Source organism: Pseudomonas sp. W22_MBD1_FP4, assembly GCF_052113765.1.
Taxonomy (GTDB): Bacteria; Pseudomonadota; Gammaproteobacteria; order Pseudomonadales; family Pseudomonadaceae; genus Aquipseudomonas; species Aquipseudomonas sivasensis.
The window spans coordinates 213558-238666 of sequence record NZ_JBGQOI010000003.1; the positions used below are offsets into that span (position 1 = coordinate 213558).

Sequence of the window (25109 nt, forward strand, 5' to 3'; positions counted from 1 at the left end):
TACTAAGGGCGAGGAAACAGCTCCCGGATGGTAGATTCGTCGTACTGGTAGTTCCAGCGTAATTCGGCGCCGGCGGCTATGTCCTCGCTGGCGAACAGACCCGTGAGTATCAGTTGTTCCTGTGTGTTGTCGTCCACTTGCGCCTGGATACGAAATTGCGCGGCCTCAACGTTATAGCCCACGCTCGCCTGCCGGATCGGCAATTCGCCTTCGTACTCGAAAATCGTGTTTATCCTTGAGAGCGCGTTGTCTCCCGAGAGCACCAATTGCATATTCACGGCGTGCGGGGTAGTAGGCCTGAGGTTTTTGATCGGCATCAGGTAAGGATCCTGCCTTGCTCTGGCGACGTATAGCGGCAAGAGTTCTCCACCGTAGACGCCCAATGCTTGACCTTTTTTCAGGGCGCGGCGGGTGACGACTGTGGCCTCGCCAATCAGCGACGCTTCCTGTGCACATTTCTGATGAGCTGCGGTGAAGGAGGTGACCTCAAGCTTGTCTTCATACAGGCGGGCCACATTTTCGTAACCTTGCCACCGAATGTAGGGGTGCAATTCGCTGGCGGCGAAGACGGCTTCTGTGGTCAACGATTTGCCGTGGCTCTGTATCTGCCGGATTCGCATAGGCCGGCCCAGTGTGTCGCGCAACGGGTATCGGCCGTTGTTGGCGCGGTCGTAGATGCGCCGGTAGTTCTGGCTGTACTGGTAGCCGCGGTGGGTGCGCATTTGGCTAAGCTCGGTTGCAGAATAGTGCGCCCTCACCACGCCCTCTTCGGCTGACTCGTAGTCGCTGCTCAAACTAACCGATTCGGCCGACTCAAACTCCTCACCGGATTCCATGCCTTCCTCCAGCCGTACAGGTGAGTCCTTGCCGCCGAGCAATGCGCCTTTGGCCTGATCAATTTCCCAGCCGCCCTGGGTTTTCTGGCGCAGGTAGGGCTGATAGGCACGAAAGCGGCTGCGGGCATCGAGCAGGCGCCATCCCATGGTGTCGTATTTGACTTGGTAATATTTCTGGTTGTCCTGGATGTAATAGCGATAGTTGCCGTTGGCCAGCGGGGGAGCTTGATGAATGCCGTCTGCGCGTAGTGTCAGGCCCAACGGCGGCGAGGGGTCGCTGAATAAGGGGTCTAAGGGTAAGCCGACTGCGCTTGATGTCTGTGCGGAGGCGACTCGGGTGCGAATGGGTGGCGGGCCTTCGTTCATCACCGACAAGCCGGTTTTATAAAGCGCCTGCTCGAGCGAATCGGCTCCTGAGCGTTGCAGGATTACGCTGAGCTCTGACTCCGGCAGCATGCGCTCGATAGCCCCGAGCAAAGGCATGGGCGCACCTTTGTCATTGTGGAGGGCGTAAAGCTCGCCTTGGCGAATCAACACATCGCGGGCTGTGACCTCCGCGGTGCCGATCCGACCCAGCAGCGGGCCGCCGTGGCTTACGTCATGTACTTCGATCAGGCGCGCCTTCGGCCAGCCAGGGATGCGCTCCAGAGTGTGCAGAACAAGTGGCACGCTCTCACGGCTGCGTAGGCATTCAAGAAAAATACTTTCACCCAAACGCGTTGCCTGTTGGGTCTGGGCGTATTGCTCGGCTTCCCAGCGCTGTGCGTTCGGTAAGGTTGTTAGCCCCTCCAGCTGCTGGCGCTCGGATTGCGAGAGTGTGCCTTGCATGTCTTCAAGGTGGCGTTTGGAGAGTGTCGGCGCGGCGGTGTGAAGGCTCTTTTCGGTCTGAGACATCAGTTTTTCATTCGGCGCGGTGAGTAAGGTAAACAGCCGCTGCTTTTGCCCCACGGCTTGCTCTTCCAAGGTCCGCGCCAGGTTTTCGACTTTGGTGAAGTAGTCGATATACACCGGTGGCAGCAGCGCGTTGAATTCGTCTTGGGGCAGTTGCTCTTGCAGTGCGTGCAGCAACTCGCCACGCCGGAAACGCGCCGCGTCTATCCGGGTTTCGGCTGTACCGGTGCCATGGCTCAGCACCTCCTGCTGTTGTTCATCGACAATTTTCAGCACGCGGTTGGCGGGCCATTGCGCCAGTGACGTGAGGAGGTGGAATTGAATCTGCGGCGAATGCGGGCTGAGCGTCGTGCCCTCGGCGCGACTCAGGTCGAAGTCATTGATTTCTTGTTCCAGATTGAAGTGGTTGAGGGTATCTAGCAGCAATGGCGGTGGGCGCACCATCTCTTGATGGATCTGACGCAGCGCCGCCTTATCCACGCCGCTGAGCAACAGGATCGGCTCCACCGTCGCTTGCCTGATCTGCGTCGCATCCGGGCCCAGACGCTTAATGAGCTTGATGTCCTCCCACTCGCCGGGCGTTTCGTGCAGATGGCGCCAGCCGCCCGCTTGGTTACTAAGCAGCGGTGGTGAATAGGCGTGTGGGTCAGTCGGGTGCGCCAGTTCCCATTGCTTGCCCTCAGCGGTACGGCGTACGGCGTGGGCGTGATCATCCAGCTTCAGGAACTGCTGTTGCCCGTGCTGATACAAGCCTTGGCTGTCGGCAACCAGATGTTCCGGCAGCCCGTCGGGATGACGGTACGGCGTGAGGTCCGAGTGCCACAGGCGCCAGCCTTTGTTGCGCACTCGGACTTTTATCAAGCCGGCGGTGAAACCTGCGGTCTTGATCGCGCCGGCGGTTGCAGCGGCGAGGGCGAGATTGTCCGCCACATCCAGCAGATCGTTGAGCGCCTCGTCACTGTCGCCGCGGCTCCAGGCGGAGAATCCCTCGTAAATCGTGTCGATCAACTGGGCGGCGCTGACCACCAGCAGCACTTCGCCCACAATCGGAATGAACGACGCTGCAAAGAACAGCACGGATTTGCCCGCATCGATATAGCCCTGCAGACGCTTTTGCCGGCTCAGCACGTCGACGTTTGCGGTGAGTGCCGCGAGGGTTTGGGCATCACTTTTGATCTGCGCGATGGTGTGCTCGGCGATGGACAGGAACACATCTGCGCTGCATGCGGTGAGGTCCACAGGAAGGTTCAGATGGGCCGGCTCGGTGTAGATCCGTCCTCCCATTTCGATATTGTCTGAGCCGGAATGCTCCGGCGTTGCGTCCAGCAGGCTGCCTTGGTGCTGCAAGGGCACCAGCCGCTCGAAGACGGCGCGGTAGTTTTCATCCAGCAGCCGTTCGGCCAGCTTGCGCTTGAGTTCGGCTAGGCTCGCGTGCGGACGTAGCGCAGCGCTTGGATCGTCGGGCGTGTAGAGGATGAACGGGAGGCCGATCTTTGGCGCCTCAATCACCAGCACGCCCGGCAATACCACCTCGTTGATCGTCAGGTGATGGCACTGCATATCCGGGGGTGACCCCGACCGGTACAGACTGTTCAGTTGCAGATGCTGCTTGGCGGTGAGGCGGCGGTTCATATAAGCGATATGTATCGCGACCCCAAAGGCATGCTGCACCTGAGCGCGAAACACCCTTCGCACCTCTTGCGGCGTGCGCCCCGAGGCGGAGCTCGACGACGGCTCAAGCGCGCTGAAGATATGTGCAAGGTATTGGCCGCCCAAGTCCAGATTGCGGCAGAACTTGGCGAATGCCGGGCCAGTGATCGAACTGGATACCTCGCCGGTTGCCGTGACGTTATAAATTGCCGTGCCGGTTTCCATGCCGCCTTCTTGCGCTTCAGAGGCTTCGAAGTTCTGCAGGGCCGCCTCTAGCAGCGTCTGCCGGGTGGTTCTGGCATGGGTTTTTATCAGCCCGAGCAGGTGATGGTTTTTCCATTCGCGCACTAGGATCGCGTTTTCATCGGCAATCAGCGTGAAAAACTGCGCAGTCAGTGCCGCGCGCAAGCGGGGGCGGGCAAAGTCTTCAGGGCTTTGGATCTCGCCCAGCAGCGCTTTGAGGTCGTGCCGGGCCAGGTTGCTGTTGATCAGGCAGTCGCGAAAATCCTTGAGCTGCGAGGCGGGTGCCTGACGCAGCCAGGACGGCAACTGAGGCCCTATCATCGCGTGATGTGCCGTCAGGAGAGGGCGGCGTGGTGGTGGGGTGGGGCGTGTATTCATGGGCTGGGCCACCAGGGGCTGTGGTTGATTGAAACCAGCCTATCGAGGATGTTTTTGCCGATGAGTTAGTGGAATAGCCCCGTATGTGCTTGATTAACTGGGGTGAATACGGGAGCGGCAGATCGCCGGTTTAAAAGCCGACCATTACCGTCGGAATTGGTCAAAATTTGTGCTATATTCCGCGCCCGCGATTTTTCATCTCAACACCGGTCACCGTCATGCAAACAGCCAAGCCGTTATTTGACTATCCCAAGTACTGGGCCGAATGTTTCGGTCCTGCGCCATTCCTGCCCATGAGCAGGGAGGAGATGGATCAGCTTGGCTGGGATTCCTGCGACATCATCATCGTCACTGGTGATGCCTACGTGGATCACCCGTCGTTCGGTATGGCCATCATCGGCCGGCTGCTGGAGTCCCAAGGCTTCCGCGTCGGGATCATTGCCCAGCCGAACTGGCAGTCCAAAGACGACTTCATGAAGCTCGGCGAGCCGAACCTGTTCTTCGGCGTCGCGGCCGGCAACATGGACTCGATGATCAACCGCTACACCGCCGACAAGAAAATCCGTTCCGACGACGCCTACACTCCAGGCGGCATGGCCGGCAAACGCCCGGACCGTGCGAGCCTGGTGTACAGCCAGCGTTGCAAGGAAGCGTACAAGAACGTGCCGATCGTACTCGGCGGCATCGAAGCCTCCCTGCGCCGCATCGCCCACTACGACTACTGGCAGGACCGTGTGCGCAACTCGATCCTGATCGACGCCACCGCCGATATCCTGCTGTACGGCAACGCCGAGCGGGCCATCGTCGAAGTCGCCCAGCGCCTGTCGTGGGGTCACAAGATCGAAGACATCACCGATGTGCGCGGCACCGCGTTCATTCGCCGTGACACGCCCGAAGGCTGGTACGAGGTGGACTCCACCCGTATCGACCGTCCGGGCAAGGTCGACAAGATCATCAACCCGTACGTCAACACCCAAGACACCCAGGCCTGCGCCATCGAGCAGGAAAAGGGTCCGGTTGATGACCCGGAAGAAGCCAAGGTCGTGCAGATCCTGGCCAGCCCGCGCATGACCCGCGACAAGACCGTGATCCGCCTACCATCGGTGGAAAAAGTCCGTGGTGACGCGGTGCTCTATGCCCACGCCAACCGCGTGTTGCACCTGGAAACCAACCCAGGCAACGCCCGCGCCCTGGTGCAGAAGCACGGTGAAGTGGACGTATGGTTCAATCCGCCTCCCATCCCGATGACCACCGAAGAAATGGACTACGTGTTCGGCATGCCGTACGCACGCGTTCCGCACCCGGCGTATGGCAAGGAAAAAATCCCGGCCTACGACATGATCCGCTTCTCGGTGAACATCATGCGTGGCTGCTTCGGCGGCTGCACCTTCTGCTCAATCACCGAGCACGAAGGCCGCATCATCCAGAACCGTTCCGAAGAGTCGATCATCCGCGAGATCGAAGAGATCCGCGACAAGGTGCCTGGTTTTACCGGCGTGATCTCCGACCTCGGCGGCCCGACCGCGAACATGTACCGCATCGCCTGCAAGAGCCCGGAAATCGAATCCGCGTGCCGCAAGCCGTCGTGCGTGTTCCCTGGTATCTGCCCGAACCTGAACACCGACCATTCGTCGTTGATCCAGCTGTATCGCAGCGCCCGAGCCTTGCCGGGTGTGAAGAAGATTTTGATCGCTTCCGGCCTGCGCTACGACCTCGCGGTCGAGTCGCCGGAATATGTGAAAGAGTTGGTAACGCACCACGTCGGTGGCTACCTCAAGATCGCCCCGGAACACACCGAGGAAGGTCCGCTCAATCAGATGATGAAACCGGGCATCGGCAGCTATGACAAGTTCAAGCGCATGTTCGAGAAGTACACCAAGGAAGCGGGTAAGGAGCAGTACCTGATCCCGTACTTCATCGCCGCCCACCCAGGCACCACCGATGAAGACATGATGAACCTGGCCCTGTGGCTCAAGGGCAACGGCTTCCGCGCCGACCAGGTGCAGGCGTTCTACCCGTCGCCGATGGCCACTGCCACCGCGATGTACCATTCGGGCAAGAACCCGCTGCGCAAGGTCACCTACAAGAGCGACGCGGTGACCATCGTCAAGAGCGAGGAGCAGCGCCGTCTGCACAAGGCATTCCTTCGCTATCACGACCCGAAAGGCTGGCCGATGCTGCGTGAAGCGTTGACCCGCATGGGCCGTGCCGACCTGATCGGGCCGGGCAAGGACCAACTGATCCCGCTGCACCAGCCGAGCACCGACAGCTACCAGAGCGCCCGTCGCAAGAATTCGACGCCGGTCGGCAGCCATAAGGTCGCCAAGGAAACCACCACCAAGATCCTCACCCAGCATACTGGCCTGCCGCCTCGTGGCAGCGATGGCAGCAATCCGTGGGACAAGCGTGAGCAAGCCAAGGCCGCGGCCCAGGCACGTAACAAACAGGCGGCCAAAGAGCGCAGCGATGCGGCCAAGGGCAAGGGCGGCAAGCCCGCGCGTAAGCCGGTTGTGCCGCGTTGATCGCCGCTTGACTATGTAAAACGCCAGCCTCGTGCTGGCGTTTTGCTTTCTAGGCGGTGGGGAGTCTGTTTGTTAAGGTGGCGCCCATTAAATCGCTATCGAGGGCAAGCCCCCTCCCAGATGTTGAATGTATTCACACATCAAGTGTGGGAGGGGGCTTGCCCCCGATAGCGTCAGCTCAGTCACCACCCCTTCAAGGAAGAACACCCCCATGGGCAACCCCCTGGCCGGCATCGGCATGGACTTCAACCGTTCGCAGTTCATGGCGCGCCAGCGCATCGAAAGCCAGATCAACCTACCGCGCCTGTTCGCTGCCATCGACGCCGACCCCGGCATCGTCGGCGCGGGCGTTGTGTACATCGACGCCGACTTCAACGTCATCACCCTGCGCGAATTCAAGCCGATCTGCAGCATCAAACCCAAGCGCATCATCTTGCGCGAGGCGCAGAAGTACATCTCGCCCGCACAGTTTGTGGAGCAGGTGAAGACCGATCCCCGGGAAGGGCGCCTCCAGAAGGAAGCGTTTGACATGGGCCTTTCCTGTAGCGCCGCGGTGATCGGTTGGATCGTGGTATTCAGCGGCAGCGTCGCGGTGCCGTTCACCGCCGGTGCCAGCGCGTTTGTGGTCGGCATTGGCATCACGGCGGCATTGGCCAGCAGCGCTCAATGCGGGTTTGGCGTGGCGCGCACTTATAACGAAGTGCTTGATCCGGATGCCAACGACCGCATGGATGACGCCGCATGGTACGGCGCCGTTTCCCCCCTTCTCGATGCGGCTTCGTTGGTGGGTATCGGAACAGGTGCCTTGACCACGATTCGGTTGCTCAAGGCCAACAAAGCAGCTGCGTTGGGCAAAAGTTGGTACGAGTTGCTCAAGAGCCTGAGCCGCCAGGAACGCAAGAAGCTGACCAAAGAACTGCTGAGCCTGAAAGACCCCAGCCTTACCCCCAAGTTGCTTAAATTGCAGCAGCGCGCCGGCACGTTGACCAAGAGCTACAGCTCCACCGAAATCCGGCATGCCACACTGACTCAGCTCAAGGATGCCATCGGGGGGCTGTTGGGGATCTGGGGCAGCCATCGAACCGGCCACGTGGGCACGGCCGAAACTATTGCTATCGGCCTGTACGAGGATCTGACGGAATGAACGGCTTTCCCGATATGGGCGGATTTCTGGCCCGATATTTCCCGGTGTTCATGGGCACTATTTTTATGGCGATCTTCTCCGGTTCGGCTGCGGTGTCCATGGCCGGCGTGACGTATCTGCGCGGTGTCGATCCTGCCCTCAAGTCCAGCTATTCGGGAGGCGCCATCCTGGTGCTGGTGGCGGTGCTGGTTTTTGGCAATGTCATGATTGCGCGCGGGTATCCCTGGGCGACGCGGCTCGTCGCGGGGTATTTGGGCGCCTGCCTATTGTTCGTACTGCCGATGATTCAATACGGCCTCAATGGCTGGGTCTATGGCTCGGCCGTGCTGTTTCCGTTGCTGGGGTTATTGCTGCTTAACAGCAAGCGCCATCGTGAAATGCGCCAAAAGCTCTTCGAAATACGCCACCTGCGCCAGGCGGTGATCGCGAAGGGTAAGCGCGGCTGACTGGGTAGATTCGCCACCTGTTTGCACACGCTCGCCACAAATATGTGCAACCCTCGCACCACGGCACCTACGATGGCGCCGTTTTGGTGCTGTACTGCACCGGGTCTTACGATAAAGCGCAATGGCTGCCGCTCTGGCATAAGTCTTGCGCGCGTTGTGTTCATGCCCTGGCTCGCAGGAGGCCGCCGTGTCGATTCATGTCGCGTTGCACCACGTTACGCATTACCGCTACGACCGTGCCGTCGAACTCGGGCCACAGATCGTGCGCTTACGTCCGGCGGCCCATAGCCGCACGCGGATTTTGTCCTACGCACTCAAAGTGCTGCCCGAGCAGCACTTTATCAATTGGCAGCAAGACCCCCAGGGCAACTACCTGGCGCGCCTGGTATTCCCGGAAAAGACCGATGAGCTGCGGATCGAAGTTGACCTGGTCGCTGAGATGGCAGTCTTTAATCCGTTCGACTTCTTTCTCGAACCTTATGCCGAAAAAATCCCCTTCAGCTACGCCGCCGATGAGCAGCGCGAGCTGGCGCCGTACCTGGAAACCCTGCCGCTGACGCCGAAGTTTGCCGCCTACCTGGCCGGCATCGACCGCACGCCACTGCCCGCCGTGGACTTCCTGGTGGGGCTCAATCAGCGTTTGGCCACCGATATCGGTTACCTGATCCGCATGGAACCTGGCGTGCAAACCCCGGAGTTCACCCTGGAAAACGCCTCCGGCTCCTGCCGCGACTCGGCGTGGTTGTTGGTGCAATTGCTGCGCAATCTAGGGCTGGCGGCGCGGTTTGTGTCCGGCTATCTGATCCAACTGACCGCCGACGTCAAAGCCCTGGATGGCCCGTCCGGCACTGAGGTGGACTTCACCGACCTGCATGCCTGGTGCGAAGTGTATTTGCCCGGCGCCGGCTGGATCGGGCTGGATGCAACCTCCGGATTGTTTGCCGGTGAAGGGCATATCCCGTTGGCCTGCAGTCCCGATCCATCGTCTGCCGCGCCGATCAGCGGGCTGGTGGAACCCTGCGAGTGCGAATTTACCCACGAAATGTCGGTGGAGCGCATCTGGGAAGCGCCACGGGTCACCAAGCCCTACACCGAAGAGCAGTGGCTGGCGATCCAGGCCCTGGGCCGGCAGATCGACGGCGACCTGCTCAAGGACGACGTGCGCCTGACCATGGGCGGTGAGCCGACCTTTGTGTCCATCGACGACCCCGACGGCGCCGAGTGGAACACCGCGGCCCTTGGCCCCGACAAACGCCGCCTGTCCGCCGAACTGTTTCAGCGCATGCGCAAGCACTATGCACCCAAGGGCCTGGTGCACTTCGGCCAGGGCAAGTGGTACCCCGGCGAGCAACTGCCGCGCTGGTCGCTCAACTGTTACTGGCGCCGCGACGGCGTGCCGATCTGGCACAACAGTGCACTGATTGCCGATGAGCAAGAGGACTACGGTGCCGATGGCGTGCTGGCCGGGCGCTTCCTGGCCAGTGTTGCCGAACGCCTCAAGTTGCCGGCGCGTTTTGTATTCCCGGCCTTCGAAGACAATTTTTACTACCTGTGGCGCGAAGGTGCGTTGCCTCAGAACGTCACCGCCCAGGACCCGCGCTTGAGCGACGACCTAGAGCGCGAACGCCTGCGCAAAGTGTTCAGCCAGGGCCTGGATAAAGTCATCGGCCAGGTGCTGCCGCTGGCACGTACGGCCGCGAATGACCGCTGGCAAAGTGGGCGTTGGTACCTGCGCGATAACCACTGCCGCCTGGTGCCGGGAGATTCACCGCTTGGCTATCGCCTGCCGTTGGCCTCGCAGCCGTGGGTGACGGCGGCGGAGTATCCGTTCGTGCACCCCACCGACCCTAATCAGGATCAGCCGGAACTGCCAACCAGTGCCCAACTGCAAAGCCACGGCGAAGCAGCGCCGAGCGATGAGCGAGTGCCCGAGGTCGACGAGTCCGCTGACTGGCTGACCCGCACCGCACTGTGCGCCGAAGCACGGGAAGGGCGCCTGTACCTGTTCATGCCGCCGCTGGAGCGCGTCGAGGATTACCTGGAACTGGTTGCCGCCATCGAAGCCACTGCTGAAGAGCTGCACTGCCCGGTGCTGTTGGAAGGCTACGAACCGCCGTTCGATATGCGCCTGAGCAACTTCCGGGTGACGCCGGATCCGGGTGTGATTGAGGTCAACGTGCAGCCGTCCGCCACGTGGGATGAGTTGGTCGAGCGCACCGAGTTTCTCTATGAAGAGGCGCGACAGACCCGCCTGACCACCGAAAAATTCATGATCGACGGGCGCCACACTGGCACCGGTGGTGGTAACCACTTTGTGCTCGGGGGCGCGACGCCCAAGGATTCACCGTTTCTGCGTCGTCCCGATTTGCTGCGCAGCCTGATCAGCTACTGGCATAACCACCCGTCACTGTCCTACCTGTTTTCTGGCTTGTTTATCGGCCCGACGTCCCAGGCGCCGCGAGTGGATGAGGCGCGTAACGACGGGCTGTATGAGCTGGAAATCGCTTTCGCGCAAATGCCCGAGCCCGGCGAGGACTGCCCGCCCTGGCTGGTGGACCGCCTGCTGCGCAACCTGCTGATCGACGTGACGGGCAACACTCACCGCGCCGAATTCTGCGTCGACAAGCTTTACTCGCCCGACGGCGCCACCGGCCGGCTGGGCCTGTTGGAGCTGCGCGCCTTTGAAATGCCGCCCCACGCGCGCATGAGTTTGACTCAGCAACTGCTGCTGCGGGCGCTGGTGGCGCGGTTCTGGCGTGAGCCTTACGCACCGCCGAAACTGGCGCGCTGGGGCACCGAGTTGCATGACCGCTTTTTGCTGCCGCACTTTATCGAGCAGGACTTTGCCGACGTGATCGTCGAACTCAACGCCGCCGGCTACCCACTGCGTGCCGAATGGTTCGCCGCGCATTTGGGGTTCCGTTTCCCCAAGGTCGGCGACTATGCCGTCAGCGGTATCGAACTGGAACTGCGCCAGGCCCTGGAACCTTGGCATGTATTGGGCGAAGAGGGCGCGGTGGGCGGCACGGTACGCTATGTGGATTCGTCCCTGGAGCGCCTGCAAGTGAAGTTGAGCGGGTTGCCACCGCAACGCTACCTGTTGACCTGCAATGGCATCCCAGTGCCGCTGCAACCCACCGGGCGAGTCGGCGAGTTTGTCGCTGGCGTGCGTTACCGCGCCTGGCAACCGGCCAACTGTTTGCAACCGACCATCCCGGTCCATGCGCCGCTGGTGTTCGACCTACTGGACACTTGGATGCAACGCTCGTTGGGCGGTTGCCAGTACCACGTCGCGCATCCGGGCGGGCGCAATTACGACAGCTTACCGGTGAACGCCAATGAGGCTGAGAGCCGGCGCATGGCGCGGTTTTTCCGTCTCGGCCACACGCCTGGGAAGCTCACCGTACCGAGTGTTGTGATCAATGACGAATTCCCTATGACCCTGGATCTGCGGCGTTTCCCCAATAAAAATGACTGAGCCCTATCCAACTGTGACTCCAGATAATGTAGTGAGCGAGCATGCCTCGCGCGGGGCAAGCCCGTTCACCACAAAGCCTGGAAACCACAGAGGGATTTGCAGTGTTTGTTAGGGTAATCTGAGCCCCTTTGCCTCTGCCGAGCGTTCCATGTCCGACTTGCTCGACCGTTACCCGCTGACTGCGGGCACTTATCACGAACTGCTGGATGACAGCGGCGCGGTGCGTGCCCATTGGCGGCGCTTGCTTGATCACCTGCAACGCAGCACCCCCGCGCAGTTGGCCCAGCGCCAGGCGCTGCTGACGCGGCAGATCCAGGAAAACGGCGTGACCTACAACGTCTATGCCGACCCCAAGGGGGCCGATCGGCCGTGGGAGCTGGACCTGCTGCCCCATGTGTTGGCGGCGGATGAATGGCAGCACCTGTCGGCCGGTATCGCCCAGCGGGCGCGCCTGCTCAATGCCGTGCTCGCTGATCTGTATGGTCCGCAACGCTTGATCAAAGAAGGCTTGCTGCCGGCGGAGTTGGTGTTCGGGCATAACAATTTCCTGTGGCCGTGCCAGGGTATCCAGCCCCCCGACGGTGCTTTCCTGCATCTGTACGCGGTGGACCTGGCGCGCACTCCGGATGGTCGTTGGTGGGTGACGGCCGACCGCACCCAGGCCCCATCGGGCGCCGGTTATGCGTTGGAAAATCGCACCATCGTGTCTCGCGCCTTCCCGGACTTGTACCGTGACTTGCAGGTGCAGCACCTCACCGGTTTCTTCCGCACGCTCCAGGAAACCCTGGTTCGCCAGGCGCCCGGCGATGATCAGACACCGCTGATCGTGCTGCTCACCCCAGGCCGCTTCAACGAAAGCTACTTCGAACATCTCTACCTGGCGCGCCAGCTCGGCTATCCGCTGGTGGAAGGTGGCGACCTCACCGTGCGCGACAGCACCGTGTTCCTCAAAACCCTCAGCGGTCTGCGCCGGGTGCACGCGATCATGCGGCGCCTGGACGACGACTTCTGCGACCCGCTTGAACTGCGCACCGACTCGGCCCTCGGCGTGCCGGGCCTGTTGGATGCGGTGCGCCAGGGCAATGTGCTGGTGGCCAATGCCTTGGGCAGCGGCGTGCTGGAGTCGCCCGGGTTGCTGGGGTTCCTGCCGAAAATCAACGAGTTTTTGTTTGGCGAAGAACTGATCCTGCCGTCCATCGCCACCTGGTGGTGCGGTGAAGCACCGGTGCTCGCCGAAGCCTTGGAAAAACTGCCGGAGCTGCTGATCAAACCCGCGTTCCCCTCGCAGAGTTTCGCCCCGGTGTTTGGCCGCGATCTGAACGATGAGCAACGCGAGGCCCTGGCCGAACGCATGCGTGCTCGGCCTTACGCCTACGTCGCCCAGGAGCTGGCGCAACTGTCCCAGGCACCGGTGTGGCACACCGTGGATGACCACCTGCAGCACCGTGCCATCGGCATGCGTGTGTACGCCGTGGCCAGTGACGAGGGCTATCGCGTATTGCCCGGCGGCCTGACCCGTGTGGCCGCTGAAGCCGATGCCGAAGTGGTGTCGATGCAACGCGGCGGTGCGAGCAAAGACACCTGGGTGCTCGGCGAACGCGCCCCCGGTGGTGAGCAGTGGCGTGCCCAGCGCACGATTGGTGCCCATGACCTGGTGCGCCGCGATCCTTATCTGCCGTCGCGGGTGGTGGAAAACCTGTTCTGGTTTGGCCGTTACTGCGAGCGCTGCGATGACAGCGCGCGCTGGTTGCGAATCGTGCTGGCGCGTTATGTCGACGGCGACGATCCCTTGGCGTTGCTGGCGGCGGTGGAGCTGGGCGAAAACCTGCGCCTGCTGCCGGAAGAGGGCGAACTGCCGGAGCGTCTGCTCGCAGCGTTGCTCGGTGATGACTGGCCATCGAGCCTGCGCGCCAACCTGCAACGCTTGCAGTGGGCGGCGTCCCAGGTGCGTGGCAAGTTGTCCCGCGAGAACTGGCAGGCCTTGGTGGAGCTGCAACGCGAAGCCATGGAGCTGGAAAGTGAAGCGCCGGACTTTGGCGAGTTGCTGGATTTTCTCAACCGCCTGGTGATGTCCTTGGCGGCGCTGTCCGGGTTTGCCCTGGACGACATGACCCGCGACGAAGGCTGGCGTTTCCTGATGATGGGGCGGCGCATAGAACGCCTGCAATTCTTAAGCAGCAGCCTGGCGGCATTCCTGCGTGGCGTCGCGGTGTTCGATCAGGCGGGGCTGGAGTGGTTGCTGGAGTTGGGCAACAGCAGCATCACATACCGCTCGCGCTACTTGGCGGTGCCGCAGTTGATTCCGGTGCTCGACCTGTTGCTGCTCGACGAGCAGAACCCCCATGCCGTGCTGTTCCAGCTCAAATTGGTCAGTCGCACTTTGCGTCGCCTTAATGATGATTTTGGTGTGCCACGGGAAACAGGCTTGGCGCCCTTGGTGGAGCGCCTGGCGCGTTTCGACTTGGGTTGCCTGGAGAACCCGCTGTTTGGCGAGTCCAGCGTACGTGCTGCGTTGGACGGCCTGGCCGACCTGCTGCAAGCGGTGGCCGATGAAAGCGGGCAAGTGTCGGATCGCCTCGCGTTGCGCCATTTTGCCCATGTGGATGATGTCAGCCAGCAAACGGTGTCGGTGTAATGAGCGCGCGCTATCAGATTTTCCACGATACCCACTACCACTACGACAGCCCGGTGTCCCTGGCCCAGCAGTTGGCGCACTTATGGCCACGACCCTGTGCCTGGCAACGCTGCACGTCGCAACAACTGGATATCAGCCCGGAGCCGACCTCGCGCCGCGATGAGCTGGATGTATACGGAAACCCGATCACCCGCCTGGCGTTCGAACGGCCTCACGATGAATTGCTGGTCAACGCTGGGCTGACCGTGGAGGTGCTGGCGCGGCCTGTACTGGATTTTCGGCAGTCGCCGGCCTGGGATCAGACCCGTGACAGCCTGACCTACAGCAGCCAGCCGATGACCCCTGAGCGAATCGAAGCCTGTCGGTATCGCTTTGAATCACCCTACGTGCACCTGAAAAAAACCTTCGTCGAGTTCTCCGAAAGTTGTTTTCCCCCTGGCGAACCCTTGTTGTTGGGCGTGCAGGCGCTGATGGAAAAGATCTTCAGTGAATTCACCTTCGATGCCGAAGCGACCCAAGTCGCCACACCGCTGGTGGAAGTGCTGGAACGCCGCCGTGGCGTGTGCCAGGACTTCGCCCACCTGATGCTCGCCTGCCTGCGCTCGCGGGGCTTGGCTGCGCGGTATATCAGCGGCTACCTGCTCACCCAGCCACCGCCCGGCCAGCCACGGCTGATCGGTGCTGATGCGTCCCACGCGTGGGTATCGGTGTTTTGCCCGGTGTCAGGCTGGGTGGATTTTGATCCGACGAACAATGTGCAGCCGGCACTGGAGCACATCACCTTGGCCTGGGGCAGGGACTTTTCCGATGTGTCGCCGTTGCGTGGGGTAATTCTGGGGGGAGGGAACCATGACCCGGAGGTGCGGGTGACGGTGATGCCGCTGGAATAACGGTGGAGTGTGGTGAGACAGGGGGGGCCTGCTCACCACAACAGAATTTATTCAGCCGGGTCTTTCGGGGTTTCGGTCTCGTCTGCTGCCACTTCACCTTCCGCGTCCGGGTTCAGTGCGCCCGCTTCTTCATCGACAGCGGCTTTCTTGCGTTGCAGTTTTTCCTCTTTCTTCTGTTCCTTGGCCAAGTCTCTCTGACGTTTGGCGAAGGAGTAATTAGGTTTGGCCATGGGCGATCCTCTAGGGTCGAAGGTGAGGGTGGCGGCGCGCAGCTGCCTTGTGACGACATGGTAGCAGCTTCAAGGGGCGCTTTGCCTTCACTTACCGCAGGCGTACGCGGCCAGCAGGCCATTGAACAGGTGATTGAGGCGCATGGTTCGGACTCCAGTGGGTGATGGGCCGATCATAGGCAGGTACTGCTACTTTGGCTGGTAGATTGTGTTGATAAGTCTGATAGCCTAAAGTTGTATACAATCTGTTGATTCAGATCATAAGAATTCAAGCCTGCTTGAGGCACCCTTACCGCAATCCGCGTTTTATAAACCCTGCCTTGGAGATTCACATGTTTGCCAAACTCGTTGCTGTTTCCCTGCTGACTTTGGCCAGTGGCCAGTTGTTTGCCGCAGAGTGCAATGTCACCGTCGACTCCACCGATCAGATGTCCTTCAACACCAAGGAAATCGTGATCGACAAGAGCTGCAAGACGTTCACCGTGAACCTGGAACACTCGGGCAGCTTGCCGAAAAACGTCATGGGCCATAACTGGGTGCTGACCACTGCCGCCAACATGCAACCGGTTGCCACTGACGGCATGGCCGCTGGCATCGACAAGAACTACCTGAAAGAGGGTGACGACCGCATCATCGCCCACACCAAGCTGATCGGTGCCGGCGAGAAAGATTCGGTGACTTTCGATGTTTCCAAGCTGGCTGCTGGTACGGACTACGCGTTCTTCTGCTCGTTCCCAGGCCACATCTCGATGATGAAAGGCACTGTGGTCGTCAAGTAAGACCGGGTTATCGTTTATCGGGAGCAAGCCCCCTCCCACACTTGACCGAGTTCTAACATGAGAATGCGATCAAATGTGGGAGGGGGCTTGCTCCCGATAGCGGCCTGCCAATCAACACAAAAATATCTGGCTCACCTCACGGCGCAAACGGCATCACCCGCTTGTGCTCAGTCTTGCGATAGGTCTCGCAGATAATCCTGAACGCCTCTTCGCGCACCGGTTCACCGTGCAGGAATGCATCGATCTCGGCATACGTCACGCCATGTGACGCTTCATCCGGCTTACCTGGCGACAGGTCTTCAAGGTCGGCCGTCGGCACCTTCTCCACCAACGACTCCGGCGCGCCAAAGTGCCGTGCAATCGCGCGTACCTGGTTTTTTACCAGCCCGCTCAACGGCGCCAGATCGCATGCACCGTCACCGAACTTGGTGAAAAAACCCATCACCGCTTCCGCCGCATGGTCGGTGCCGATCACCAAACCACTGGCCGCGCCGGCGATGGTGTATTGCGCCACCATCCGCATGCGCGCCTTGGTGTTGCCAAGCACGAAGTCACGGGACACCGCCGCCTTGCCTTCAAACGCCGCCACTTCACTGGCCAGGGCTTTCACCGCCGGGCCGATGTTCACGGTGTGGCGCTCGTCGGGCTCGATAAAGTCCACCGATGCCTGGGCGTCGATTTCGTCGAACTGGGTTTCGTAGGGCAGGCGCACGGCAATAAAGCGGTACGCCTCGTCACCGGTGCTGGCGCGCAGTTCCTGCATCGCGCGCTGGGCCAACAGGCCGGCGGTCAGGGAGTCGACGCCACCGCTGATGCCGAGCACCAACGTTTTGAGTCCGGAATTGCGCAGGCAGTCCTGGATAAAGGTCACGCGTCGGGCAACCTCGGCCTCAAGGGCGGCTTGGTCGTTGAACGGCGCTTGCACCTTGAGCTGTTCAGCAATCTCGCGCTGTACGGCTTGCATGATTCACTCCTTGCTGGAAATGGCAGGTACTTTGAAAACGTGACGCAAATAGGCGACAAAATTTGGGTCGGTGCAGTGGGTCTTGCCCGCTTCATCGGAGATTTTGGCGACGGGCTGGCCGTTGCAGGCGGTCATTTTAAGCACGATGCTCATCGGTTCCACTCCTGGAATATCGCAGGTCAGGTTGGTGCCGATGCCGAAGCTCACATTAATGCGACCGCGCAGCGCACGGAAAATCTCCAAGGCCTTGGGCAGCGACAGGCTGTCGGAGAACACCAGGGTTTTGCTCATCGGCTCGATACCCAGCTTGTGGTAGTGAGCGATGGCTTTTTCCGCCCACTGCACCGGGTCCCCAGAATCGTGGCGCAGGCCGTCGAACAGCTTGGCGAAGTACAAATCGAAGTCGCCGAGGAACGCGTCGGTGGTGATGCAATCGGTCAGGGCGATGCCCAGCAGGCCACGGTATTCGCGGACCCAGCAATCGAGGGCGGCGATCTGGCTGTCGATCAGGCGGGGGCCGAGTTGCTGGTGGGCCATGATCCATTCGTGGGCCATGGTACCCAGGGGCTTCATGTCCAGCTCGCGGGCCAGGTGCACGTTGCTGGTGCCGACAAAGCGCCCGGGGAAGTCATGCTTGAGCACATTGACCACTTCTTCCTGCACCCGGTACGAAAAGCGTCGGCGCGTGCCGAAGTCGGCCACTTGCAGCTCCGACAGTTCCTCGCTGCTGGCATTCGCCGTCAGCCAATCGAACTTGCGGTACAACTGCTCGCGGGCCTGTTCGAGGATCACGGTCTGGTAGCGGTAGCGGTTACGCACTTCGCTGACGATGGCCAGCATCGGCACTTCAAACAGGATCACATGCAGCCACGGCCCGCGCAGGCGGATAAACAACTCGCCGTTCTCGATGCCGGTCTGCACATAACGCAGGTTGAAGCGGAATAGCCCGAGGAAGCGCAGGAAGTCCGGCTTCATAAAGCTGATGCGTTCCAGGAAGCCCAGTTGGTCCGGGCTCAGGCTCAGCTCGGCGAGGCGTTCGATCTGGTAGCGAATCTCCGCCAGGTACGGGCGCAGGTCCTCGCTGTTACGGCAACGGAATTCCCATTCAACTTCCACGTTGGGGTAGTTGTGCAGCACCGCCTGCATCATGGTCAGCTTGTAGAAGTCGGTGTCGAGCAGGTTCTGCACGATGCGATCGGCAAACACACTCTCGCTCATAACGGGAATCTCCAGACGGGTCGGCGATGGACGCCGGCCTTTACGCACAATTAAGGAAGGGGGCTAGTGGCGCATAGACCTGTGGGGTTTTGCCAGTGATTTTTTCAGTGAGGCCACTGGCGTCATCGGGGGCAAGCCTCCTCCCACACTTGGAATGTGTTTCAAATGTGGGAGGGGGCTTGCCCCGATGGCGGTATTCCAGGCACTAAAGAACCTGCTCCATCATCCACTTCACAAACTCGCGCACCTTGGGCACTTCCGCCGAATGCTCGGGATAAGCCAGGTAATACGCATCCTGGCTCGGCATCGCGTGCTGCCAGGGGATCACCAACTTGCCGTCGGCCAGTTCTTCTTCCACCAGAAACCGCGGCAGCAGCGCTACACCGCAGCCTACCTGCGCCGCTCGAATGCACATATAAAAGGTGTCGAAACGCGGCCCGTGGTAGCTGTGCTCGGTGTGATAACCCTGATCGGCGAACCAGTCATGCCAGCCCTGGGGGCGTGAGGCGTTTTGCAGCAGCACCAGTTCGCTCAGTTGCGTGGGGTCGTTGAAGGGCTTCGCGGGCAGACTTTCCGGTGCACACACCGGCACCAGTTCTTCGCTGAACAGCTTCAGGCTCTCGGTGCCGGGGCGCGAGCCCTGGCCGAAGTAGAAGGCCATGTCGGCCTTGCCTTGCAGCAGTTCGTCCGGCTCCTGCTCGTTGCACAGGTCCAGGTGGATCTGCGGATGGCGCAACCGCCAACCCTTGAGGCGCGGCACCAGCCAGCGCGCGCCGAAGGTGTAAGGCGTGGACACGCGCAGCACTTCGGTCTCGCCGCCGTAGGAGCGCAGGTAGTGGGTGGACATCTCCACTTGCGTGAGGATCTTGCGCACTTCCACCAGGTACAGGTCGCCCGCCGGGGTCATCTGCAAGCGGCGACGCACGCGGCGAAACAGCAGGTGTTGCAGCAGCTCTTCCAACTGCGCCACCTGTTTGCTGACCGCGCTTTGCGTGAGGTTCAACTCCTCGGCGGCGCGGGTGAAGCTCAGGTGGCGGGTGGCTGCTTCGAAACACTGCAGGGCGGTGATCGAGGGCAAATGTCTTTTGTTCAGCACGGCGTGCCTCTTTTTATGCTTTGCATGAATAAACGGAATGATATCTCGCCTAATCGTCGTTTGTTGGCAAGTCTTGAGCCAGCTACAAATAAGGTCTGGATCGCCGTGCGCGCCGCGGCGCGAATTTTCTGTTTGCAGTTTGAAGGAGTGACCCATGGTTGCCGCATTGCTTGATCGTCTCGGGGTGAACCCGTCGCTGTACCAGACGGGCAAACAGCCCGTGCATTCGCCGATTGATGGCAGCCAAATCGGCAGTGTGCATTGGGAAGGTGCCGCCGAGGTGGAGCAACAGGTCAGTCGCGCCGAGCATGCATTCGACGCCTGGCGCAAAGTTCCAGCGCCGCGTCGCGGTGAGCTGGTGCGCCAATTCGGCGACGTGCTGCGCGAATACAAGGCCGACCTGGGCGAGCTGGTGTCCTGGGAAGCGGGCAAGATCACCCAGGAAGGCCTGGGTGAAGTGCAGGAAATGATCGACATCTGCGATTTCGCGGTCGGTCTGTCGCGTCAGTTGTACGGCTTGACCATCGCTTCCGAGCGCCCAGGCCACCACATGCGTGAAACCTGGCACCCGCTGGGCGTGGTCGGCGTCATCAGCGCCTTCAACTTCCCGGTCGCCGTGTGGGCATGGAACACCGCCCTGGCCCTGGTGTGCGGCAACGCCGTGATCTGGAAACCCTCGGAAAAGACCCCGCTCACGGCCCTGGCTTGCCAGGCGCTGTTCGAGCGCGTGCTGAAGAAATTCGACGGCGCCCCTGAGTATCTGAGCCAAGTCATCATCGGTGGTCGCGATGCAGGCGCCGCGCTGGTGGATGACCCGCGTGTGGCGTTGATCAGCGCCACCGGCAGCACGCGCATGGGCCGCGAAGTGGCGCCGAAAGTCGCCGCACGTTTCGCTCGCAGCATCCTGGAACTGGGCGGCAACAACGCGATGATCCTCGGCCCAAGCGCCGACCTGGACATGGCCGTGCGCGCCATTCTGTTTAGCGCCGTCGGCACCGCCGGCCAGCGTTGCACAACCCTGCGCCGCCTGATTGCCCATGAATCGGTCAAGGAAGAAATCGTCACCCGCCTCAAGGCCGCCTATTCCAAAGTGCGCATCGGCCACCCGCTGGAAGGCAACCTGATCGGCCCGCTGATCGACAAGCACGGTTTCGACAACATGCAGGACGCGCTGGAGCAAGCGCTGAGCGAAGGCGGCAAAGTGTTCGGCGGCAAGCGCCAGTTGGAAGACACATTCCCCAACGCCTACTACGTGTCGCCGGCCATTGTGGAGATGCCTGAGCAAAGCGACGTGGTGTGCACCGAAACCTTCGCGCCGATTCTGTATGTCGTCGGCTACACCGACTTCGCCGAAGCCCTGCGCCTGAACAACGCGGTGCCCCAAGGCCTGTCCTCGTGCATCTTCACCACTGACGTGCGTGAAGCCGAGCAGTTCATGTCGGCAGTCGGCAGTGACTGCGGCATTGCCAACGTCAATATCGGCCCAAGCGGCGCAGAAATTGGCGGCGCGTTTGGCGGTGAAAAAGAGACCGGCGGCGGTCGTGAGTCGGGTTCGGATGCGTGGCGCGGGTATATGCGCCGCCAGACCAATACCGTGAACTACTCGCTGGAACTGCCGCTGGCCCAGGGCATCACCTTCGACTGATTTCCTCAAGTCGGAGTGAGGTCAGTGTGGGAGGGGCTTGCTCCCGATGGCGGTGAATCAGGTTTGAAGTGTTGTCTGATACACCGCCATCGGGAGCAAGCCCCCTCCCACATGTGACCTCATTTGCAGTTCGGAATAGATGTTTGTTGGGTCTCACCGGAGTCTGGCAATGGCATTACGCGAAACGTGTTTGTGGGAACACCTCACCCCTGGCCGGCCGGATCGTGCCGCGCTCAAGGGCGAGGTCAAGGTGGATGTGTGCGTGATCGGCGCTGGCATCACCGGATTGTCGGCCGCCATTCACTTGCTGGAACAGGGTAAAAGCGTCGCTGTGCTGGAGGCTCATCGCACTGGCCACGGCGGTTCAGGGCGCAATGTCGGGCTGGTGAACGCCGGTTTATGGATCCCCCCGGACGACATCGAAGCCGGTTTCGGCGAAGCGGTGGGCAGCCAGCTCAACCGCATGTTGGGCGCGGCACCGTCTCTGGTGTTCAGCCTCATCGACAAATACAACATCGATTGCCAATTGCGCCGCGAGGGCACCTTGCACATGGCGCACAACGCCCGTGGCGAGGCGGATTTGCGCAGTCGTGAAGAACAATGGAAGCGCCGTGGCGCGCCAGTGGAATTGCTCACCGGTCAGGCCTGCGAGCAAGCCACCGGCACTAAAAAAATTGCCGCCGCCTTGCTGGATCGGCGTGCGGGCACCTTGAATCCCATGGCCTACACCTCTGGGCTGGCCAATGCTGCGGTCGGGCTCGGCGGGCAGTTGTTTGACCATTCACCGGTCACCCAATTGGAGCGCCAAGGTGCACTTTGGTCGGTTCAGACCCAGCACGGGGCAGTGCAGGCTGCACAAGTGGTCGTTGCCTCCAATGCCTACACCGAAGGCGAATGGACCGAGCTGCGGCGTAACTTTTTCCCCGGTTATTACTACCAGGTCGCGTCGGCCCCGCTCACCGACGAAGCCGCCCAGCAGATTCTCCCTGGCGGCCAGGGATCGTGGGACACGCGTCAGGTATTGAGCAGTATCCGCCGCGATGCCGATGGTCGTTTATTGCTCGGCAGTCTGGGCAATGGCAACCAGAAACCGACGTGGTTCCTCAAGGCGTGGGCCGATCGGGTGCAGCAACACTACTTCCCGTACCTCAAATCGGTGCAGTGGGAATTCACCTGGACCGGCTGCATCGCGTTCACCCCCGATCACTTGATGCGCCTGTTCGAACCGGCCCCTGGACTGGTCGCTGTCACGGGCTATAACGGACGCGGCGTGACCACCGGCAGTGTGGTCGGCAAGGCGTTCGCCGACTACTTGTGTCACCAGGATCCCCAAGCGCTGCCGATTCCCTTCGCGCCCATGCAACCGTTGGCCGGAGTGGGTCTGCGCAGTTGCCTGTACGAGGCGGGATTCTCGCTGTATCACGCCGGGCAATGCTTGAGGATCGTGATCTGATCAGCGAAATACCGCTCAGAAGCCTGCATTTTCTTAGCAGGCTACTAATCTGTATTGGTGCAGGTCGTAGCAATCACGCACTGTAAATGTGCAGTTCCGTTACGCACGCTGTTACAGGTGTGGAGCGGGGTGTTTATCCATTCGGTTGCAGGTGCGACCCGTCGCGGTTGTACTTTTTTAAGTGGCTGGTTGCACCTGTCGAGGCTAGAGGGTTGCACGTCCTGGCAAGCGGCGTCGAAACGCCTGTAATAACAATGACACCGTGTCTTTTTGAAGAATAAAAACGTAATGGCACGGGGCTTGCTCTGAGCTTTCAGTGAAAAGTTTGAACGCAAGTTGTAGTGCCAAAAATCAAAAATATCGGAGCACCACTCATGTCCCAGACGTTTTACAAGAAAGGTTTTCTGGCCCTCGCCGTTGCAGCGGCGCTGGGTGTTTCTACGTTTGTTCAAGCTGATGTGAAGATTGGTGTAGCGGGGCCGATGACGGGCGCCAACGCCGCTTTCGGTGAGCAGTACATGAAGGGTGCCCAAGCGGCAGCCGATACCATCAACAAGGCTGGCGGCATCAACGGCGAAAAAATCGTGCTGGTCGCCGGTGACGATGCGTGTGAGCCAAAACAAGCCGTAGCCGTGGCCAACCGCCTGGCTGACCAGGATAAGGTGATCGGCGTGGTCGGGCACTTCTGCTCGTCCAACACCATCCCGGCGTCCGAGGTGTATGACGAAGCGGGCATCATCGCCATCACCCCTGGCTCCACCAACCCACAAGTGACCGAACGCGGCCTGGGCGCCATGTTCCGCATGTGCGGCCGTGACGACCAGCAAGGTATCGTCGCCGGCGACTACATCGTCGACGTGCTCAAGGGCAAGAAAGTCGCAGTGATCAACGACAAGGACACCTACGGCAAAGGCCTGGCTGACGCCACCGCTGCCCAGTTGACCAAGCGCGGCGTCAAGCCGGTGCTCGAAGAAGGCCTGACCCGTGGCGAGAAAGACTTCAGCGCCCTGGTCACCAAGATCCGTTCCACCGGCGCGGACGTCGTTTACTTCGGCGGCCTGCATCCGGAAGCCGGCCCTCTGGTTCGCCAGATTCGTGAAGCTGGCCTCAAGGACGTCAAGTTCATGTCCGATGACGGTATCGTGACCGACGAACTGGTGGCCACCGCTGGCGGCAAGCAGTACGTCGATGGCGTGTACATGACCTTCGGCGCCGACCCGCGCCTGCTGCCAGACAGCAAGGCCGTGGTGGAAGAGTTCCGCAAGAACGGCACCGAGCCTGAAGGCTACACCCTGTACGCCTACGCCTCGGTCCAGGCCCTGGCTGCCGGCTTCAACGGTGCCAAGTCCAACAAGGGCGAAGACGCGGCCAAATGGCTCAAAGCCAATCCCGTCCAGACCGTTATGGGCAAGAAGGAGTGGGACGGTAAAGGCGACCTGAAAATCTCCGACTACGTGGTTTACCAGTGGGATAAAGACGGCAAATACCATCAGTTGGAAAAGCAGAAGTAATCCATGTGGGAGGGGGCTTGCTCCCGATCGCGGAGTGTAAGTCAACAGGTGTTCAGCTGACCCACCGCATCGGGGGCAAACCCCCTCCCACATTGGGACCCGTGTTGTTATCGAGATCTGTTTTTTCCTCCAGAAGCGCCGCACACCCGCCGGTGTGCAGGTGCTCACCGCGTGAGATTGCGTTATGGATGGTATTTTCCTGCAGCAACTGGTCAACGGCCTGACCCTCGGGTCGGTCTATGGCCTGATCGCCATCGGCTACACAATGGTCTATGGCATCATTGGCATGATCAACTTCGCCCACGGCGAGGTTTATATGATTTCCGCTTACCTCGCGGCGATCAGTCTGGCACTGCTGGCTTACTTCGGCATCGAATCCTTCCCGCTGCTCATTCTCGGCACTCTGATCTTCACCGTGGTCGTCACCGGCGTTTACGGCTGGGTCATTGAGCGTGTCGCTTACAAACCGCTGCGCAACTCCACCCGACTGGCTCCGCTGATCAGCGCCATCGGTATCTCCCTGATCCTGCAGAACTACGCGCAGATCGCCCAGGGCGCCAAGCAACAAGGTATCCCAACCCTGCTGGCCGGGGCCTGGCGTGTCGATATCGGCACAGGCTTCGTGCAGCTTACGTACACCAAAGTGTTCATCCTGGTCGCGGCATTCGCCGGCATGGCATTGCTGACCTACATCATCAAGTACACCAAGCTCGGCCGCATGTGCCGCGCGACCCAGCAAGACCGCAAGATGGCCTCGATCCTGGGCATCAACACCGACCGCGTGATCTCCTACGTGTTTGTCATCGGTGCTGCCATGGCCGCACTGGCCGGTGTGCTCATCACCCTCAATTACGGCACCTTCGACTTCTATGCCGGCTTCATCATCGGCATCAAGGCATTTACCGCAGCGGTACTCGGCGGCATCGGTTCCCTGCCTGGGGCGATGCTGGGCGGGATCATCCTCGGTATCTCCGAGTCGTTGTTCTCAGGGTTGATCAACTCTGACTACAAAGACGTGTTCAGTTTCTCCCTGCTGGTGGTGATTCTGATTTTCCGTCCCCAGGGCCTGCTTGGTCGCCCACTCGTGGCGAAGGTGTAAA

16 protein-coding genes are annotated in these 25109 nt (G+C 60.8%); 11 read left to right on the forward strand and 5 right to left on the reverse strand.

The annotated features are described in order from the left end of the window. Positions 1 to 2: 2 nt before the first annotated feature. On the reverse strand, positions 3 to 4010 hold the full coding sequence (locus ACEN2T_RS06105) for a dermonecrotic toxin domain-containing protein (protein ID WP_442116455.1): 4008 nt from the start codon (positions 4008 to 4010) through the stop codon (positions 3 to 5). 206 nt (positions 4011 to 4216) lie between these two features. Here ACEN2T_RS06105 and ACEN2T_RS06110 point away from each other — a divergent pair, with 206 nt between their 5' ends. The 6 genes from ACEN2T_RS06110 to ACEN2T_RS06135 all read left to right on the forward strand — a co-directional run bounded on the left by ACEN2T_RS06110 (position 4217) and on the right by ACEN2T_RS06135 (position 15113). Beyond that, positions 4217 to 6520: a YgiQ family radical SAM protein gene (locus tag ACEN2T_RS06110; RefSeq protein ID WP_032890504.1), complete on the forward strand. Its 2304-nt coding sequence runs from the start codon at positions 4217 to 4219 to the stop codon at positions 6518 to 6520. A gap of 211 nt (positions 6521 to 6731) precedes the next feature. Further along, positions 6732 to 7664, forward strand: coding sequence for an NAD synthetase (locus tag ACEN2T_RS06115; RefSeq protein WP_442116456.1), 933 nt, complete (start codon positions 6732 to 6734; stop codon positions 7662 to 7664). Beyond that, positions 7661 to 8110: a hypothetical protein gene (locus tag ACEN2T_RS06120; protein WP_095186062.1), complete on the forward strand. Its 450-nt coding sequence runs from the start codon at positions 7661 to 7663 to the stop codon at positions 8108 to 8110. Before ACEN2T_RS06115 ends, ACEN2T_RS06120 begins: the two co-directional genes overlap by 4 nt. A 187-nt stretch (positions 8111 to 8297) precedes the next feature. Continuing rightward, a complete protein-coding gene (locus ACEN2T_RS06125) occupies positions 8298 to 11588 on the forward strand; it encodes a transglutaminase family protein (RefSeq protein ID WP_442116457.1) in 3291 nt (1096 codons plus the stop codon). 148 nt (positions 11589 to 11736) lie between these two features. Further along, positions 11737 to 14223, forward strand: coding sequence for a circularly permuted type 2 ATP-grasp protein (locus tag ACEN2T_RS06130; RefSeq protein ID WP_442116458.1), 2487 nt, complete (start codon positions 11737 to 11739; stop codon positions 14221 to 14223). Beyond that, on the forward strand, positions 14223 to 15113 hold the full coding sequence (locus ACEN2T_RS06135; RefSeq protein WP_032890514.1) for a transglutaminase family protein: 891 nt from the start codon (positions 14223 to 14225) through the stop codon (positions 15111 to 15113). Before ACEN2T_RS06130 ends, ACEN2T_RS06135 begins: the two co-directional genes overlap by 1 nt. Positions 15114 to 15160: 47 nt before the next feature. On the opposite strand, the gene ACEN2T_RS06140 is transcribed toward ACEN2T_RS06135, so the two are convergent. Continuing rightward, entirely contained in the window at positions 15161 to 15343 is a 183-nt protein-coding gene (locus tag ACEN2T_RS06140; RefSeq protein WP_032890516.1) for a hypothetical protein, read from the reverse strand. Positions 15344 to 15675: 332 nt separating this feature from the next. On the opposite strand from ACEN2T_RS06140, the gene azu reads away from it, so the two are divergent. Further along, positions 15676 to 16122: an azurin gene (azu, locus tag ACEN2T_RS06145; RefSeq protein ID WP_032890518.1), complete on the forward strand. Its 447-nt coding sequence runs from the start codon at positions 15676 to 15678 to the stop codon at positions 16120 to 16122. A gap of 136 nt (positions 16123 to 16258) precedes the next feature. On the opposite strand, the gene nadE is transcribed toward azu, so the two are convergent. From nadE to ACEN2T_RS06160, 3 genes are all read right to left on the reverse strand, one after another. Beyond that, on the reverse strand, positions 16259 to 17086 hold the full coding sequence (gene nadE / locus ACEN2T_RS06150; protein WP_442116459.1) for an ammonia-dependent NAD(+) synthetase: 828 nt from the start codon (positions 17084 to 17086) through the stop codon (positions 16259 to 16261). 3 nt (positions 17087 to 17089) lie between these two features. Continuing rightward, complete coding sequence (pncB, locus tag ACEN2T_RS06155) at positions 17090 to 18304, reverse strand: nicotinate phosphoribosyltransferase (RefSeq protein WP_032890522.1); 1215 nt, start codon at positions 18302 to 18304, stop codon at positions 17090 to 17092. A 205-nt stretch (positions 18305 to 18509) separates the two neighbouring features. Beyond that, positions 18510 to 19400 carry a LysR family transcriptional regulator gene (locus ACEN2T_RS06160; protein WP_032890523.1) on the reverse strand — a complete coding sequence of 297 codons (891 nt, stop codon included), beginning with the start codon at positions 19398 to 19400 and terminating at the stop codon, positions 18510 to 18512. 154 nt (positions 19401 to 19554) lie between these two features. Between ACEN2T_RS06160 and amaB the strand changes: the two genes are divergently transcribed. The 4 genes from amaB (at position 19555) to ACEN2T_RS06180 (ending at position 25108) form a co-directional block, all read left to right on the forward strand. Next, positions 19555 to 21045: an L-piperidine-6-carboxylate dehydrogenase gene (gene amaB / locus ACEN2T_RS06165; protein WP_032890526.1), complete on the forward strand. Its 1491-nt coding sequence runs from the start codon at positions 19555 to 19557 to the stop codon at positions 21043 to 21045. A 169-nt stretch (positions 21046 to 21214) separates the two neighbouring features. Further along, complete coding sequence (gene amaA / locus ACEN2T_RS06170; protein ID WP_032890528.1) at positions 21215 to 22498, forward strand: L-pipecolate oxidase; 1284 nt, start codon at positions 21215 to 21217, stop codon at positions 22496 to 22498. A 374-nt stretch (positions 22499 to 22872) separates the two neighbouring features. Continuing rightward, entirely contained in the window at positions 22873 to 24009 is a 1137-nt protein-coding gene (locus ACEN2T_RS06175) for a branched-chain amino acid ABC transporter substrate-binding protein (RefSeq protein ID WP_032890530.1), read from the forward strand. Between the two features lie 184 nt (positions 24010 to 24193). Continuing rightward, a complete protein-coding gene (locus tag ACEN2T_RS06180; RefSeq protein WP_003188099.1) occupies positions 24194 to 25108 on the forward strand; it encodes an ABC transporter permease subunit in 915 nt (304 codons plus the stop codon). Position 25109 lies beyond the last annotated feature (1 nt).

Excerpts from the sequence above, each read along its gene's own strand:
- amaA (WP_032890528.1), top strand. The coding sequence starts at position 21,215 with ATGGCATTACGCGAAACGTGTTTGTGGGAACACCTCACCCCTGGCCGG.
- ACEN2T_RS06130 (WP_442116458.1), top strand. The coding sequence starts at position 11,737 with ATGTCCGACTTGCTCGACCGTTACCCGCTGACTGCGGGCACTTATCAC.
- ACEN2T_RS06175 (WP_032890530.1), top strand. The coding sequence starts at position 22,873 with ATGTCCCAGACGTTTTACAAGAAAGGTTTTCTGGCCCTCGCCGTTGCA.
- ACEN2T_RS06115 (WP_442116456.1), top strand. The coding sequence starts at position 6,732 with ATGGGCAACCCCCTGGCCGGCATCGGCATGGACTTCAACCGTTCGCAG.
- ACEN2T_RS06120 (WP_095186062.1), top strand. The coding sequence starts at position 7,661 with ATGAACGGCTTTCCCGATATGGGCGGATTTCTGGCCCGATATTTCCCG.
- ACEN2T_RS06140 (WP_032890516.1), bottom strand. The coding sequence starts at position 15,343 with ATGGCCAAACCTAATTACTCCTTCGCCAAACGTCAGAGAGACTTGGCC.
- pncB (WP_032890522.1), bottom strand. The coding sequence starts at position 18,304 with ATGAGCGAGAGTGTGTTTGCCGATCGCATCGTGCAGAACCTGCTCGAC.
- ACEN2T_RS06110 (WP_032890504.1), top strand. The coding sequence starts at position 4,217 with ATGCAAACAGCCAAGCCGTTATTTGACTATCCCAAGTACTGGGCCGAA.
- nadE (WP_442116459.1), bottom strand. The coding sequence starts at position 17,086 with ATGCAAGCCGTACAGCGCGAGATTGCTGAACAGCTCAAGGTGCAAGCG.
- azu (WP_032890518.1), top strand. The coding sequence starts at position 15,676 with ATGTTTGCCAAACTCGTTGCTGTTTCCCTGCTGACTTTGGCCAGTGGC.
- ACEN2T_RS06180 (WP_003188099.1), top strand. The coding sequence starts at position 24,194 with ATGGATGGTATTTTCCTGCAGCAACTGGTCAACGGCCTGACCCTCGGG.
- ACEN2T_RS06135 (WP_032890514.1), top strand. The coding sequence starts at position 14,223 with ATGAGCGCGCGCTATCAGATTTTCCACGATACCCACTACCACTACGAC.
- amaB (WP_032890526.1), top strand. The coding sequence starts at position 19,555 with ATGGTTGCCGCATTGCTTGATCGTCTCGGGGTGAACCCGTCGCTGTAC.